General features: G+C 41.9%; 14 protein-coding genes. 4 read left to right on the top strand and 10 right to left on the bottom strand.

Annotation, left to right across the window (positions count from 1 at the left end; all coding sequences use genetic code 11):
* Positions 1–7: 7 nt before the first annotated feature.
* The 8 genes from H6541_08025 to H6541_07990 all read right to left on the bottom strand — a co-directional run bounded on the left by H6541_08025 (position 8) and on the right by H6541_07990 (position 10,423).
* Complete coding sequence (locus H6541_08025; protein ID MCB9015727.1) at positions 8–1,171, bottom strand: sigma-54-dependent Fis family transcriptional regulator; 1,164 nt, start codon at positions 1,169–1,171, stop codon at positions 8–10.
* Positions 1,172–1,236: 65 nt separating this feature from the next.
* Positions 1,237–2,646, bottom strand: coding sequence for an ABC transporter permease (locus H6541_08020; GenBank protein MCB9015726.1), 1,410 nt, complete (start codon positions 2,644–2,646; stop codon positions 1,237–1,239).
* The gene (locus tag H6541_08015; protein ID MCB9015725.1) at positions 2,643–3,593 is read right to left on the bottom strand and encodes an ATP-binding cassette domain-containing protein; all 951 of its coding nucleotides are present in this window, start codon (positions 3,591–3,593) and stop codon (positions 2,643–2,645) included. The genes H6541_08020 and H6541_08015 overlap by 4 nt, the downstream gene beginning before the upstream one ends.
* Positions 3,594–3,805: 212 nt before the next feature.
* Positions 3,806–4,957 (bottom strand): molecular chaperone DnaJ, encoded by a 1,152-nt coding sequence (gene dnaJ / locus H6541_08010; protein ID MCB9015724.1) that lies wholly within the window; start codon positions 4,955–4,957, stop codon positions 3,806–3,808.
* Between the two features lie 87 nt (positions 4,958–5,044).
* Entirely contained in the window at positions 5,045–5,644 is a 600-nt protein-coding gene (locus H6541_08005; protein MCB9015723.1) for a nucleotide exchange factor GrpE, read from the bottom strand.
* A gap of 107 nt (positions 5,645–5,751) precedes the next feature.
* Positions 5,752–7,062, bottom strand: coding sequence for a UDP-N-acetylglucosamine 1-carboxyvinyltransferase (gene murA / locus H6541_08000; protein ID MCB9015722.1), 1,311 nt, complete (start codon positions 7,060–7,062; stop codon positions 5,752–5,754).
* Between the two features lie 53 nt (positions 7,063–7,115).
* Positions 7,116–7,787, bottom strand: coding sequence for a DUF4290 domain-containing protein (locus tag H6541_07995; GenBank protein ID MCB9015721.1), 672 nt, complete (start codon positions 7,785–7,787; stop codon positions 7,116–7,118).
* 347 nt (positions 7,788–8,134) lie between these two features.
* Entirely contained in the window at positions 8,135–10,423 is a 2,289-nt protein-coding gene (locus H6541_07990; GenBank protein MCB9015720.1) for a UvrD-helicase domain-containing protein, read from the bottom strand.
* Between the two features lie 185 nt (positions 10,424–10,608).
* Here H6541_07990 and H6541_07985 point away from each other — a divergent pair, with 185 nt between their 5' ends.
* The 4 genes from H6541_07985 (at position 10,609) to H6541_07970 (ending at position 13,609) form a co-directional block, all read left to right on the top strand.
* On the top strand, positions 10,609–10,878 hold the full coding sequence (locus tag H6541_07985) for a hypothetical protein (protein MCB9015719.1): 270 nt from the start codon (positions 10,609–10,611) through the stop codon (positions 10,876–10,878).
* Positions 10,879–11,080: 202 nt separating this feature from the next.
* Positions 11,081–11,812 carry a hypothetical protein gene (locus H6541_07980; protein ID MCB9015718.1) on the top strand — a complete coding sequence of 244 codons (732 nt, stop codon included), beginning with the start codon at positions 11,081–11,083 and terminating at the stop codon, positions 11,810–11,812.
* A 5-nt stretch (positions 11,813–11,817) separates the two neighbouring features.
* Positions 11,818–12,888: a histidine kinase gene (locus tag H6541_07975; protein MCB9015717.1), complete on the top strand. Its 1,071-nt coding sequence runs from the start codon at positions 11,818–11,820 to the stop codon at positions 12,886–12,888.
* Entirely contained in the window at positions 12,860–13,609 is a 750-nt protein-coding gene (locus H6541_07970) for a response regulator (protein MCB9015716.1), read from the top strand. Before H6541_07975 ends, H6541_07970 begins: the two co-directional genes overlap by 29 nt.
* A 261-nt stretch (positions 13,610–13,870) precedes the next feature.
* Here H6541_07970 and H6541_07965 read toward each other — a convergent pair whose 3' ends face one another.
* Positions 13,871–15,508 carry a T9SS type A sorting domain-containing protein gene (locus tag H6541_07965; GenBank protein ID MCB9015715.1) on the bottom strand — a complete coding sequence of 546 codons (1,638 nt, stop codon included), beginning with the start codon at positions 15,506–15,508 and terminating at the stop codon, positions 13,871–13,873.
* 65 nt (positions 15,509–15,573) lie between these two features.
* Positions 15,574–16,011, bottom strand: a complete 438-nt coding sequence (locus H6541_07960; GenBank protein ID MCB9015714.1) for a T9SS type A sorting domain-containing protein — start codon at positions 16,009–16,011, stop codon at positions 15,574–15,576.
* Positions 16,012–16,197: the final 186 nt, after the last annotated feature.

Raw genomic sequence — 16,197 nt, 5'->3', positions numbered from 1 at the left:
TTAAGGCCTACCTTTTCAGCGGATGCGCATACATTTCAACATCCTCGGCAGTGATTGTGCCATCGCACAGTATAGCAAGCCTTTCAACCACGTTTCGTAGTTCTCTGATATTACCGGTCCAGTTAATATCCTGTAATGCCTTGAGTGCATCTTCATTAAAATCCATCATGGGCTTGCCTGAGCTTTCGCAGATGTCGGTGATAAAATAATTGGCAAGCAATGGGATGTCTTCCCTGCGTTCGTTCAGCGAAGGAACATGTATTAAAATAACACTCAGCCTGTGATAAAGGTCTTCTCTGAAATTTTTGTTTTCAATTTCAAGGGGTATGTTTTTATTGGTGGCAGCGACTATGCGCACATCTACCGGTATTTCTTTTTCGCCACCAACCCGCATAATTTTATTTTCCTGCAGCGCCCTCAATACTTTTGCCTGTGCAGAAAGACTCATGTCGCCGATTTCATCAAGGAATAAGGTTCCCCCGTTGGCCTGTTCAAAGTCGCCTTTGCGTTGTTTGATGGCTGAGGTAAATGAACCTTTTTCATGGCCAAACAAAACACTTTCAATTAACTCTCCGGGGATTGCCGCACAATTAACTTCTACAAATGGTCCTTCTGCCCGGTTGCTGAGCTCGTGTAACCAGCGGGCTACCAGCTCTTTTCCGGTGCCGTTGCTTCCTGTAATCAGCACTCTTGCATCGGTTGGGGCAACACGCTCAATCATGTTTCTGATTTGTTGTATGGGCTCCGATTCTCCAATCATTTCAAATGTCTTGCTGACTTTTCTCTTCAGAACTTTAGTCTCTTTAATCAAACTGCCCCTTTCCATGGCATTACGGATGGTTATCAGCAGGCGGTTCAGGTCAAGAGGTTTCGAGATATAGTCATAAGCCCCCCGTTTGATGGCATCTACCGCAGTATCAATATTTCCGTGTCCTGAAATCATCACCACTGGAGTGTCGTTGATTAACAGTAGCTTGTCAAGTACTTCAATACCATCCATTTGTGGCATTTTAATGTCGCATAAAATGACATCATATTTTTCTTTGGCGGCGAGTTCAAGTGCAGCCGGGCCATCAGGAGCTTCATCCATTATGTAACCTTCATACTCCAGAATTTCTTTCAGCGTATTACGAATGCTTCGCTCATCATCAATGACTAAAATCCTTGCCATGGTATTGTCTGGTAATTATTTTTTAACCTTTTTTATTCAAAAATCAAAATTGCCCAAAAGAGCGGTTATCCTTTATAAAACAACCATTTCCACATTTCGCCCCAACTCACTTTTTTGCCATACATCAGTATTCCGGTGCGATATATTCTGCCGGCTAACCATACTGAACCTATGAATGTAATGGTCAGAATAACCATAGATAGCGCAAGTTCCCAGTAGGGCACTCCGAAAGGAATCCTGACCATCATAATGATGGGTGAGGTGAACGGAATCATAGAGAACCAGAAAGCTACAGGCCCTTCAGGGTTATTGATTACAAACTGAGCCATAACAATCGACAGAATCAGCGGAATTGTTACCGGCATCATAAATTGCTGCGTATCTGTTTCGTTGTCAACAGCAGCCCCGATGGCGGCAAACATGGCGCCGTAAAGGAGATATCCTCCCAGGAAATAAAATATAAAAGAACCAATCATTACTCCATAATTAATAGAGCCCAGGGCCTCCATAATCCGGGATAACCCATCCTGATTTTCAGTTTCTTCGGTAATAATTGCAGTGTTGGCGTCGGCCGGGATTCTCGTTCCCGGATTAAAAGCTTCAGTGGCGTTGGCCTGTTTTATTTTATCAGGCATGATGGTTTGAAAAACTGTAACCAGTGCAAGTGTTAAAACAACCCAGAGCATGAACTGAGTAAGTCCAACGAGCGCTACACCAACGATCTTTCCCATCATTAACTGAAATGGTTTGACCGACGAAACAATCACTTCTACAATGCGGCTTACCTTTTCTTCTATCACACCACGCATTACCTGTGCACCGAAAAGAAAGATAAAGAAGTAAATAAGGATGCCCGCAAACATACCCACACCCATGCTTACTTCTGTGAAGCTTTTCTTTTCTGTACCTTCTTCGCCCATTTGAATGGAGGTCAGAGTAATGTTGGTTTTGATATTTTTCAGTATTTCCTCACTAATGCGGCTTTCTTTGGCAATTGAGTCGGCATCTGATGCTTTATATTGAGGATTTACTCTGTTGATTTCCTTTAGAATTTCAGCGCCAAGTTTTTGATTCTCAACCTCTTTTGACATTACATTTTTAATGTAACTTTTTAAGTCGAGGCTTACCTGTTTTTCGCTGTAAACCACCGCTGCTGATGGAATACTGGCCGATGGGCGCGGTATATAAAGCAATGCATAGCCTTTACTGGCTGAAAGATTTAATTTGGCTGTTTCTAAATCTTCAACTACGTATTCGAAAGTGAAATTGTCGGAATTCTCAAATTTATTAATAAACCATCCTGTTTCATCAAGAATGGCAACCTGTTTGGTTTCATCCGACATTTGTGCCAGGTAGGCCGGCACAATAAACAGGGCTGCCATTAAAATGGGCCCCAGAATGGTCATGATGATAAAAGATTTTTTCTGAACCCGAGACAGGTATTCGCGTTTGATGACAAGTATCGTCCTGTTCATGCCTGGTTATTTTGAGTGTTAGCTGAATGATTGATGGAAGAATTCACTGTTTCGATGAAAATTTCATTCATCTTTGGAATAATTTCGTTGAATGAATGCAGGTTGATGTGCGGAAGCACTGCGTTGATAAGCTGATTCTGGCTGGTGCCTTTGGGCAATTGTACTGCTACCCTGAATAATTCATCGTCCTGAACTTCCTCTAATAGTTTGAAATCCTGAGGAAGAATGGATTTGAGTGAGCCTGCAAAGCCATCATATTCCAACGAAAAAGTATTTGTCTTATAAGTCTTTTTAATGTCTTTGACCTTGCCTTCCAGTATTTTGTGCGAATTGTTTATCAGTGCAATATTGTCGCATAATTCTTCAACTGAGGCCATGTTGTGGGTTGAAAAAATAATGGTTGCTCCGTTATTTCGCAAGTTAAGGATCTCTTCTTTCAGCAGATTTACATTGATGGGGTCGAAACCGCTGAATGGTTCATCAAAAATGAGCAAGGATGGCTCATGAATGATCGTAACAATGAATTGTACTTTCTGCTGCATTCCTTTGGAGAGCTCTTCCACTTTCCTGTTCCACCAGGTTTGGATTTCAAATTTTTCAAACCAGTATTTTAGTCGTTTAAGAGCATCGGCCTTGCTAACGCCTTTGAGCTGAGCAAGGTAAAGAGCCTGCTCGCCAACTTTCATTTTTTTGTACAATCCGCGTTCTTCGGGCAGATATCCTATTTTATTGATGTGATGCGGAGCAAGTTTTTCGCTTCCGAAAAATACTTCTCCTTCATCGGGGCCTGTTATCTGATTTATAATCCGAATCAACGAAGTTTTTCCTGCTCCGTTAGGGCCCAAAAGACCGAAAATAGATTGCTCGGGAACCTCGATGCTCACATTGGACAATGCCGTGTGGTTGGCATATCTCTTGGTTATGTTTTTGGCTGAAAAATAAGACATAGCCTGGCTGATATTAAATGGGTTGATTGATGAATGCGAATCAATTGAATGGTTGAAATAATCCTTTTAAGCTGGTGTTTCGATTTCAGGCGAAATTCATCATCACAAAATTGATTTGAAAATTCCTGAAATCAAAACCGGCAATTTGTGAAAAAAAAGGATGATTTATGTGACACAAACCATCCTTTGAATGTTTATATGTTAACGCAAATCTATTGAAAATACTCTTTCATTCTGTCAAAAAACGATTTGTCTTTTGCGCCGGGGTGTGGTTTGAAGTTTTCTGATTGTTTGAGTTTTTCAAGTAATTCCTGTTCCTGACGGCTCAGGTGCTTTGGAGTCCAGACACTTATATTAATCAGTTGGTCGCCCCGGCCGTAACCATTCAGTGAAGGAATTCCTTTGCCTTTTAGCCGAAGAACTTTACCCCCTTGTGTTCCGGGTTCGATTTTTATTTTAACTCTTCCGTCAATAGTCGGAATTTCAATTGATGTGCCGATGGCTGCATCAGGGAAACTGATAAAGTGTTCGTAAAGGATATTGCTTCCGTCACGCAGAAGTTCAGGATGAGGCAGTTCTTCAATCTGAACAATTAAATCACCCGGAACACCACCTCTGGGAGCAGCATTTCCTTTGCCGCCAACCGAAAGTTGTATTCCTTCAGAAACACCGGCAGGAATATTCAGACTGATAACCTCTTCGCCTTTGGTAGTGCCGCTTCCGCCGCATGTTGTGCATTTGTTGGTAATGGTTTGGCCTTCTCCGTTACAATAAGGGCAGGTTGAGGTAGTTTGCATCTGTCCCAGAAAGGTGCTGGTGACTCTGGTTACCTGGCCTGTTCCACGGCAGTGGGAGCAGGTTGAGAAAGAAGAACCTCCGGCTGCACCAGTTCCATTACAGGTGCTGCAACCTACCAATTTGTTTACTTTGATTTTTTTCTCAACACCCGTAGCAATTTCTTCTAATGTAAGCTTAACTTTAACCCTGAGGTTGGTTCCTTTATTTACTCTGCGGCGCGATCCGCCACTGCTGAAACCGCCAAATCCGCCACCAAACGCACTGCCAAAGATGTCGCCAAACTGGCTGAAGATGTCGTCCATGCTCATGCCGCCACCAAAGCCTCCCTGGCCACCGCCATTGCGAAGCCCGTCGTGCCCAAATTGATCGTAACGAGCGCGTTTTTCAGCATTGCTCAGCACTTCGTATGCTTCAGCCGCTTCTTTAAACTTCTCTTCGGCTTCCTTATTTCCCGGATTTTTGTCAGGATGGTATTTAAGAGCCATCTGCCGGTAAGCCTTCTTGATTTCCGACTCATTGGCATTGCGCGTTACGCCCAGTATTTCGTAATAATCTCTTTTTGTCACTTTGTGTTTCCTTTGTACAAATTGCTTTCAATATTTGTTTAACCGCCGCCAGTCCTGGTTTAACAGGATAGGGCTGACAGAAAAACCTTAATTCCCAACTACAACTTTTGCAAACCTGATAACTTTGCCATTCAGCAGATATCCTTTTTGCGTTACATCCAGAATTTTGTTTTTCATATCTTCTGATGGAGATGGTATATTGGCAATGGCTTCGTGAAAATCAGTGTCAAAAACCTGTCCCATGGCTTCTGCTTCCTGAAGCCCTTTTTGTTGCAAGGTGTTTTTAAACTTGTTGTATATCAGGTTTGTTCCTTCTTTCAGTGGCTCAATCTTTTCTGCTTTATCAAAAGAGACAATGGCTCTTTCAAAATCGTCAAGAACAGGAAGTAATTCGGTAATCACATCTTCTGTTGCTGTTTTGCTCAGTTCAATGCGCTCTTTCAGCGCTCTTTTTCTGAAATTGTCAAATTCGGAGTACAAACGAAGATATTTTTCGTTCAATTCTGTATATTTTTTGTTCAGCTCAGCAATTTTTTGCTCAGCACTTTCTTCCTGACCTTCTGTCGGTTCATTTTCTCCGGTTGGTGCATTTATGTCAGTTGCCTGTGTTTCGGCCTGGCCTTCGCCATTGCCGGTTTTTTCTGTTTTTACGTCTGTTTCAGGCTTATTTTTGTGCTGTTTAGTCATATTCGAAAAAATTTTCATTTGATAAATTCAGAAACAATAAAAGTCAAGCCTTCAATACAAATTGTTTGCCATCGAAGGTAAAACGTCAAATTGTCAGCTATTTTAAATTAATTTTCAACCCGCTCTATGTCAGCGCCCAGTGCTCGAAGTCTTCCGTCAATGTTTTCATATCCTCTGTCAATCTGCTCAATGTTGTCAATCTGGCTTTTGCCTTTAGCAGATAGAGCTGCAATAAGCAGGGCAACGCCGGCTCTGATGTCGGGCGACGACATGGTTATTCCCCTGAGCGGCACCTGTTTGTCGAGGCCAATAACTGTAGCACGGTGTGGATCGCAGAGAATAATCTGGGCGCCCATGTCTATCAGTTTGTCAACAAAAAACAGTCTGCTTTCAAACATTTTCTGGTGAATGAGTACGCTGCCTTGTGCCTGTGTGGCTACCACCAGAGCTATACTGATGAGGTCGGGAGTAAATCCGGGCCATGGGGCGTCGCTGATGGTCATGATTGAACCATCCATAAAAGTTTCTACCTTGTAATGTTCCTGTTCAGGAATGTAGATGTTGTCTCCATGCAATTCCATGGCAATGCCCAGTCGGCTAAATACTTCAGGAATGATGCCCAATTCCTGGTATTGTACGTTTTTAATGGTTATTGCTGAGCCTGTCATGGCTGCCATACCAATAAAACTGCCAATTTCAATCATGTCGGGCAGCATGGTATGTGTTGTTCCGTTCAGTTGGTCAACACCTTCAATGGTCAGCAGGTTTGATCCTACGCCTGAAATCTGGGCACCCATGCGGTTGAGCATACGGCACAGTTGTACCAGGTATGGTTCGCAGGCTGCGTTAAAAATGGTGGTTTTGCCTTTGGCCATAACAGCGGCCATCAGCACATTGGCTGTGCCGGTAACCGATGCTTCGTCAAGCAGCATATAGCAGCCTTTGAGTTCAGAAGCGTCGATGCTGTAAAAGCTGTTGGTACCTTCCGACTCAAAACGTGCTCCCAGTTTCTGCAGTCCGATAAAATGAGTGTCAAGTCTGCGCCTTCCTATTTTATCGCCTCCCGGATGTGGAATGTAGCCTTTGCCAAATCTGGCAAGCAGAGGCCCGAGCAGCATAATGGAGCCACGCAAACCGGCTCCTTTTTTACGAAAATCAGCTGATTTTAAATAATCAAGGTTTACATCATCGGCTTTAAAGGTATAAGTCCCTTTGGCCTGGGTTGCCACTTTTACACCCATGTCGCCCAGCAATTCAATCAGTTTATTCACATCCCTTATGTCGGGAACATTGCTGATTGTAACTGTTTCTTTGGTAAGTAAAACAGCGCACAAAATTTGCAGCGCTTCGTTTTTTGCTCCCTGTGGGGTGATTTCTCCGGCTAATTTTTTGCCTCCGTTGATGATAAACGAACTCATATTCCTCCTGAAAATAAGATGAACAACAATGATTGCTTTAAAAGGCAGGTAAGTTAGTTCTTTTTCCTGTGCCGCATATCACGGAAGTTGCTGTTCTTGTCGTTTCTGGGGTTGAATTTTTTCTTGCGGTTATTGTTTGAATTGGAAGGGGCGTTTCTTTGCTCTGTATTTTTAGAAAGCAAATCGTTGGTGTGCGCAAGGCGCATATCGTCGCTCAGCTTCAGTTTGCCGTGCGAAAGCTCTTTCAGGTGGTCGGTAATCAGTTCGTCATTCACTGAGTCGCGATTCCAGTTGAGGTAGGATTTTTTAAGATGGTTGGCTATGTTTTTAACAAGGGCGTCTTTTTCAGGGCCATCTTCAAACAGGCAGGCTTTTTCAATGATTTTAGCAATATTCTTGCCATAAGGCCTGAACCTGATAATTTCCTGCGGGTAGGGGATACGCTGTGGTTTTTCCTGCCTTTCTTCAGGTGAAGGTGCCGGAAAAGGGCCATCAACATCAAGCTGATAATTTGAAATAATATGCAGATGATCCCATAATTTTCTTTTGTAATCGGCTGTGTCGCGCTGATCGGGATGTAATTGCGACATAATATTTACCAGAGCTTTGGCCAGGTTGGTCCTTTTTTCACGATCTTCTATGGTCAGGACATAGGCTGCCATTTTCTGTACATTGCGTCCGTACTCAGGTATAATGAGTTTTTCACGCGTGCTGTTATAATCCATAAAATCAATTTGTTGTGCTGAAAAGATCTTTTTGATGCGTATTCGTAGGATTTAAAATCCGGCAGGATAAGATGGTTTAATATCAACTACCTATAATATAAAAACGATTCATCAGTTCCGTGGCTGAAAATATAAAGAGGTTTCTGTTATGTAAAGTCAGGAGATAACGGGGATGAATCTTTCCGATGCAAAGATACTAAATATTTGAATCAGAGTATATGCCAGATTAAAAAAGCTTTTCTTTTTAGGCTATTATTCTGGCCGGCATGGCAATATGACTGATGCTTGCTGATGTAAAACTGCTTGCATTGACTGTTCATTTCAGTCTTTTTTTGATTTATGCCGGGTTATAGCAGCCTGAGTTTTGCAAATTTGAGCAACAACTGCTTCTGTCCAACAAGTGCAAAGAAAACCGTGGCTTTGATGTTGGAGCCATTTCCTTCAATACTCAGTACTTTGCCTTTGCCAAAACGTTCATGTTCAACTTCAACACCCGGTTGAATTTTTTCAATCGGAGTGTCAAAGTTTTTTTCAGAGCCTGGTCCCGCTTCAGAAACTTTTTTCATGTTTTTCTTGATAAAAACCGGTGCTTTCTGCATTACGGGCGACGAAGCCATGGGTTTTGGCTGCACCCTGCGTGTTGTTTTTTCAAGATACATTTCATCAATTTCTTCAAGAAACCGGCTGGGTTCATTCATGGTCAGGTTGCCCCAGCGATAACGACTTTCGGCATATGATAAGGTAACCCGTTTTTCAGCCCGGGTAACAGCTACATAAAAGAGCCGCCGCTCTTCTTCTATTTCGGCCCTGGTTTGCAGCGACATCATTGACGGAAACAGGTTTTCTTCTACTCCAACAATGTAAACATATGGAAACTCAAGGCCTTTGGCTGCATGAATTGTCATCAGCGTTACTTTGTTGTTATCGTCTTTGTCATCACTATCTGCATCAGTCATCAAGGAGATTTCCTGCATGAAAAGATCGAGTGAACGATGCACTTCCTGATTGTCAGTTATTTCTTCCTGTTCTCCGGGAAAAAGAGTCAGTTCCTTCTCGCAAAAATCTTTCATGGCATTGAGCAACTCTTCGCTGTTTTGCTGACGTGAGAGCCCTTCGTCTGACTGGTCGGCTGCCAATTCCTTCAATAAACCTGAATGAGCTGCTATTTTATGGCCAAGTTCGTAAGCATTTGCTTTTTCGAGCTGGGCGTGAAACGAGGAAATCATCGTTGTAAATTCCTCAATTTTCGTGGCTGTATTTCTTGCCAGACCAGGTACATAGTGCCCGACTGATGAAGCAACTTCAAAAAGGCTGATATTGGCATTGGAGGCAGCCAACTCCAGTTTTTCTAATGTTGTATTGCCAATTCCGCGAACCGGATAATTAATAATCCGGTTAAATGCTTCATCATCTTTGGTATTAACTACCAGCCTGAAGTAGGCGAGCAGGTCTTTGATTTCCTTGCGTTTGTAAAACGACAATCCGCCGTATATCCGGTAGGGTATGTTTAGCTTGCGCAACGCCTCTTCAATGGCCCTCGATTGTGCATTGGTGCGGTAGAGTATTGCAAAATCGCTGTTGGGCAACTGCTCGTTCATTTTAGTCTGGAAAATCGAATTGGCTACCAAACTACCTTCTTCAGTATCGCTGCCTGCTTTTAATACCTGAATCAGATTTCCTTCGTCATTATCGGTCCATACTTCTTTAAATATCTGATCCTTGTTGTGAGAAATAATGCTGTTGGCCGCGTTCACAATCACTTTGGTTGAACGGTAGTTTTGCTCCAGTTTGAATACTTTCAAATCCGGATAGTCATTTCTGAAATTCAGGATATTTTGTATGTTGGCTCCCCTGAATGAGTATATGCTTTGGGCGTCGTCACCAACTACGCAGATGTTTTCGTGGCGGGCTGCGAGTTTTTTCACAATAAGATACTGCGCATGATTGGTGTCCTGGTACTCATCTACCAGTATGTATTTGAATTTTTGCTGGTATTTAAAGAGAACTTCAGGGAAATCGCGCAGCAATATATTGGTATTGACCAGTAAATCGTCAAAATCCATAGCGCCGGCTTTAAAACAGCGGGCAGTGTAATGAAGATAAATATCGCCGGTCATGGGTCGGTTTGCTGCCTTGTCCTGGCTCATTATCTCGCTGTTTGCATTGTACTCCTGTGCCGTAATCAGGTTTGATTTTGCCGATGAAATCCTCGACATGATTTGGCCAGGAGTGTAAACCTTTGGATCAAGCTGCAATTCCTTTACAATATTCTTAAGCAGACTTTTTGAATCGTCAGTGTCGTAAATGGTAAAATTGGAAGAATAACCCAGATGATGGCCTTCAATACGAAGTATTTTAGCGAATACGGAATGAAATGTACCCATCCATACATTGCGGGCATCACTGCTTCCAACAAGGCTGGTTATACGCTCTTTCATCTCCTTGGCTGCTTTGTTGGTAAATGTAAGCGCCAGAATCTGAAAAGGATCAGTCCCCTGACTGAGCATATGAGCTATTCTGTAGGTTAGTACTCTGGTCTTGCCTGAACCGGCACCGGCAATCACCATAACGGGGCCGTTACTGGTGGTCACGGCAAGTCTTTGAGCTTCATTAAGCTGATTTAATATATCCGACACGTTATTCCTTCTGTTTATGCTGCAAAAATACGTTTTCTTTCTTTGCCCACCAATGCTGCCTGTTGATTGATAAGGCCGGATGATGATTAACTGGAATTATTATAAATAATATTGAGGGGTGTTACTTTCTGTTATTCCGGCGATTATATACTATAAATTGCAAAATAGAACTACATTTTACTGCCATGTTAAACGCAACAAAAAATGCCGCCGGGTTTTCAGTAATTGTCGAGCAGATTGTTGAAAAACAGATCAAGCGCAATTATCCGCCCGAAACAGCTGAAACATATCAGCGTTTTGTAAACGATTCATTTACCGATGCCGAAGCATTAAGACTTATCTCAATGGCTGTGCAGGTTGAGCTGTTCCGGCTGATGAGATTTGGCGAAGCCTTCAACCACGCCAGGTTTATTGGTAATCTTCATGGATTGCCCGATTTGCCTGACATCGACTAGATACTGTGTGTTTTTATTTATACTGTAGGTTTGATTATAATTGATGAGTATTTTGGGGAGAACGGAGCCTGTAACAGGGCTCCGTTTTTTTGTGTACCTTTTGTCCCTTATTTACCGGTATTTTTCCGTTGTTTACCGATTTTTAATGGATTTCCGTGGCATCTCTGCCCTACATTTGTCAAAAAAACAAAAAATCAATAAAATGGAAACTTTCGAAAACAATGATCTTCAGATGAAGCCACGCCATCAGTTTAAAACCATGCTGGTTGGAATTTTAATTGTTAGCTTTGGCCTGCTGTATATGCTTCGCAATATGGGCATGATTAACCATTCTACATGGCATATGATTTTTTCATGGCCAATGCTACTGGTTGTGCTTGGTGTGGTAAATCTGGCAGAACGTAAATTCAGCTGGGGTGTCCTTTTGCTGGCAGTGGGAGTGGTCTTTCTGGCCGACAGGTATTATGACCTCCCGTATAATCTGTTTACTTTCTTTTGGCCTATCATTATTATTATGGTAGGTGTAAGTCTTATCTTTTCTAATTCATTATCATCACTCAGGTTCAAAAGAAGCAAGCCCGATGTGGTTACTGAGGATGGAGATTATATTGATGAGGCAGCTATCTTTGGCGGAAGCGAGCGCGTTATCTATGCTCAGAATTTCAGAGGTGGTAAGGTTGTAGCGATTTTCGGCGGTACTAAACTCGACTTAACGCAATGTCAGCTGGCTCCGGGTAATAATTACCTTGAAATGATTGCCATTTTCGGAGGCAGTACACTTATTGTACCCAACGACTGGAATGTAAAAGTTGAATCGTTCAATGCTTTTGGCGGATTTGCCGATAAAAGACGCAACCTGAATATTGATATAAGCAAAACCCTTGTTATTAAAGGAGCCACTGTTTTTGGAGGTGGTGAATTAAAAAGCTACTAAATTATATGTTGGCAAAACTGTTCAGCAACAAGCTTTTACCAGTCTATGCAGGAGCATGGCTGGTCATTGCTTTTGTGCACTATACCATTCTGCGGTTCCAGCTTCATATCAATGAGGTGTGGTCTGTTTCAGAAGCTCTGGTGTTTAATGCCGTTTTTGCTTTGTTAGGTATAGGTTTATGGTATCTGGTTAAATTTTCTGATTACGAAAAATTAAACAGCCAGGAAATGATTCTGAGGCATGTGACCAGTGGAACAGTTACCATGTTGATACTGTTTGGAAGTGTTTACCTGATTATGGGCGCTGTTTCAGGAAACGATGCGGAATATATGGCTTTGTTCAATGAAACAATGATGGTAAAAGTTTTTGCAGGCCTGATGCTGTATATTATAATGATTACGGTGTTTTATCTGCTCATCAATAACCAGAACCTGAAAGAACGGCGGGCGCGCGAAGCAGCTTTGCAAAACCTGTTGCACGAAAGCGAATTAAATTCGTTGCGCGCCCAGATTAAACCTCACTTCCTGTTTAACAGCCTCAATTCAATAAGCTCGCTTACGATTACCAATCCCGAAAAAGCGCAGGAAATGGTCATCAACCTGTCAGAATTTATGCGATATTCATTAAGTTTCTCAGATAATAAAATGAGCTCATTGAAACAGGAGTTGTATCATTTGAGATTATACCTCGATATCGAAAAAGTCAGATTCGGCGGAAGATTAATGATCACTGAATCATTTGAAGATGGTATTCTGGATTGGCCGCTTCCGCCGATGATTTTGCAACCCCTGGTAGAAAATGCAGTAAAACATGGAGTGTATGATACACCAGGGCAATCATTTATAAAAATTGAAGGAAGTAAGAATAATGGTTGGCTCGAAATTGTTGTATCCAATAACTTCGATCCTGCAATGCCGCGCAAACGGGGCACTGGTACTGGCTTAGCCAATGTGATGAAACGAATGCAGATGGTGTATGGTATCTCAACACTGGCGAAAATCAGTAAAAATGAAAATATGTTTGAAGTTAAACTGAAATTTCCGGGAAATGACAAAAATAAAAATCCTGATCATTGATGATGAGCCTCCTGCCCGAGATATTATAAGGCATTATTTAGCCGAACAGACCGATATTGAACTGGCCGGAGAATGTGAAAATGGGTTTGAAGCCCTGAAAATGATTACTGAAATTAAACCCGATCTCATATTTCTGGATGTGCAGATGCCGAAGATTACCGGTTTTGAACTGCTCGAACTTCTGCCGGATCCGCCACAGATTGTTTTTACTACTGCGTATGATGAGTTTGCCATCAAAGCATTTGAAATGAATGCGGTAGATTACCTGCTGAAACCATTTGCCAAAGCCCGCCTGTCTCAGGCAATCGAAAGGGCACGGCAGCGGCTCTTAACTCAAAAGATAGGCAATCAGCAGGAAATTACAGAACTTAAAGCAAAACTCGATGATACCAGCGGTGAACTTGACCGGATAGTTACCAGGCTTGGAAGTAAAATTGTGGTTATTCCCGTTGATAAAATATGGTACATCGAAGCACAGGACGATTATGTGATGGTTTATTCTGAATTGGGTAACCATCTGAAAGAGAAAACCATGAAGTATTTTGAGACTCATCTTGCACCTCAGGGGTTTATCCGCATTCATCGCAGTCACCTTGTAAATGTGAATCAGATACTGTCTGTTGACTTGTACGGAAAAGATACGCATCTGGTTAGTTTGAAGTGTGGTGCAAAGCTTAAGACCAGTGCTGAAGGATATAAAAGGCTCAGGGATTTGTTGTAATCCGGCTTTTATCTGTGGTGATATTTTAGACAGGATTTACAGGATTTTCTGTTTTCGGATTCCTGGTTTGTGGTTATCGATTGCTGACCTCTGACTTCCGACTTCATTTCACCACCTTCGCACTCCCCAATGAGTGGTTTCAATTGATTTCCGGCTCTTATTTATTGCATTTTTTTTGACAGGATTTACAGGATTTACAGGATTTTCTGTTTTCGGATTGCTGGTTTGTGGTTATAGATTGCTGACCTCTGACTTCCGACTTCACTTCACCACCTTCGCGCTCCCCACCGTCTTATCTTTATAAACCAGCCTGAGCAGGTACATCCCAGGAGCCCAGTTTGACGCATCGAATTCAGCGAGCTGCTGCCCTTGTGTAAGTTTTTGTTCGGAAACAAATTTTCCACTCAAATCAAAAACCTGTAACATGCTTTGCTGCTGGTAGTTGCTTTGGTACAAAGCTGTGCTCAAACCTTTGTTGCTGTTGCGCAGGGCAATAAACTCCGGCAATCTTATATAAAACTGATCTTTTACCGGGTTGGGATACACCTCCATCACCGCCACATCGGGCAGGGTGGCCAGGTGCTCAGCGCTTACCACTATATCGCATTCTTCCATGCCAATGGTATCGTGCGGTGCCACGCCACCCGGGCAGGCATAATCGTACACATGTGGGGTGGGGTCATACACATCATCTTCAAGGGTGGAGGTAAGCTTGAAAAGCATCGTGTTGAGCATGGGGCCGTAAGGGTTTTCCTCGGCGCTGCCGGTGGCCAGTATTTTGTTATCGTGGGTGGTTGTTGCCCTATAAGCGGGCCCGGTATAGTCATTCAGAAACCTTCGTCGGTGAAGTATATTGCCCAGTGTATCTATAAGCAATACATCGGCACGGGATTGAAACCAGTTATTATCCTGGCCTTCAGTTGAGCCTGTAATAACAATAGTACTGTCAGGCATCCAGTCAAGAAAACCGTTAGAACTTACTGTGTCATTCAGAATATAGTACTCCAATTGTGAGCCATCTACTTTTTGTTTTCTGAGCGATTTTTTGATAAAGTTTAATGGGTAGGTATTGGTGGTTTTAGTAAACCCCGCTGAATACAAATTTCCCTTTTTGTCCTTTATGGTCTGATAATCCCCTCCTCTCAACGAATCATCCTCGTAATGATTTGCTTGCCAGTTAATAACTTCGCCGTCAGGAGCAATATGAAGTTTTATTGGCTTTAAACTCAAGGTAGCAGATTGTCCATCATCATAATAACCATAGCCGGTTATTATGGTAGAGCCATCATCCAGGGCAAGGATATCGAAAGGCATATTATCAATTATTGTATCTGAATCATAAGTAAAAAGCCATTGAATATGGCCAAAATTATCCATTTTAACAACTCCTATTGAGTTGGTGGGTACATTCCAATTTGTGTAAAGACCTATAAATCCATCGTTGGTCTGAACTGCATCTATTCCGGAATTATCTATACCCATCAGATTAATTATAGTACACCAATCTACATGTCCACATGCATCAAGTTTAATGAAAACAGGATCGTCAATAATTCCAAATTGATTTTCCTCTGCAAACTGAGATGACATAGAAATTATTACTCCAGAATCACTTGTTAAAGACATGTTATCAACTAATGAGAGGTATTTATTTGGCTTTCCTATTATCCTTTCCCATAATAGATTTCCATTAATATCTGTCTTTATCAGCCATCCAGATTCCTTAATCTGGCTAAAATTCTCAGAAAGAAGAATAATACCATTGTCGTAAGACTCAAAAGCTACCTTGCCAGTTGAATGTATCCCGGGATTGATGTATATTCTAGGCCAGGTTTGGGAAATAACCAAAACCGGAAATAAAAGAAAAAAAGAAAATAATAGGAATATCTTGATTTTCATTATGGTCAATTTTAAATCAATGCTGCAGGCACAAAGCTGCCCGCAGCATTGACGGTTTGAGCAAATTACCTGATTATCAGTTTGGTGGTTAAATATTTATTGCCACCCTTTAGGTTTAAAGTATAGACTCCTGATGGCAACCCTTCAGTGCGGAAAAGGTGCTGGTTGATGCCAGGTTTCAAGTTAACAGACTTGATCACTCGTCCATCCTGGCTTAACAATTCCAGAATACTGACCCCTTCCATATTGTAACTTACAATGGTATAGTCATTTGCAGGATTAGGAAAAACATGGATACCTGCTTTGTCTTCATTTGCCTTCCATGGAATATCAAATGAAGCTATTGATGACTTCAGGGTGGTGTCAGGAATTGGAATAACCGCTTCATAATTCATCAAACGATAAGCCGTAAGAAGATTACGGGCTGAGATGCCGGCGGGATTATTTTCATTGGCAAGTAGAAACAGGGATTCAACTGAAATTTGGCTTTTATTTATTATCATTTTCTTCGACAGGATTAACAGGATTTATTGGTGATTTTTTTAATTAGTCATTCGGAATTCGTCATTCAAAATCATTTCACCACCTTCGCATTCCCCAATAACTGATTTCAATTGATTTCCGGTTCTTATTTATTGCATTTTTTTAGACAGGATTTACAGGATTTTCTGTTTTCGGATTGCTGGTTT

It is taken from the genome of Lentimicrobiaceae bacterium, from assembly GCA_020636745.1.
Classification (GTDB): domain Bacteria; phylum Bacteroidota; class Bacteroidia; order Bacteroidales; family Lentimicrobiaceae; genus Lentimicrobium.
This window is presented reverse-complemented; position numbering and strand designations above follow the sequence as displayed.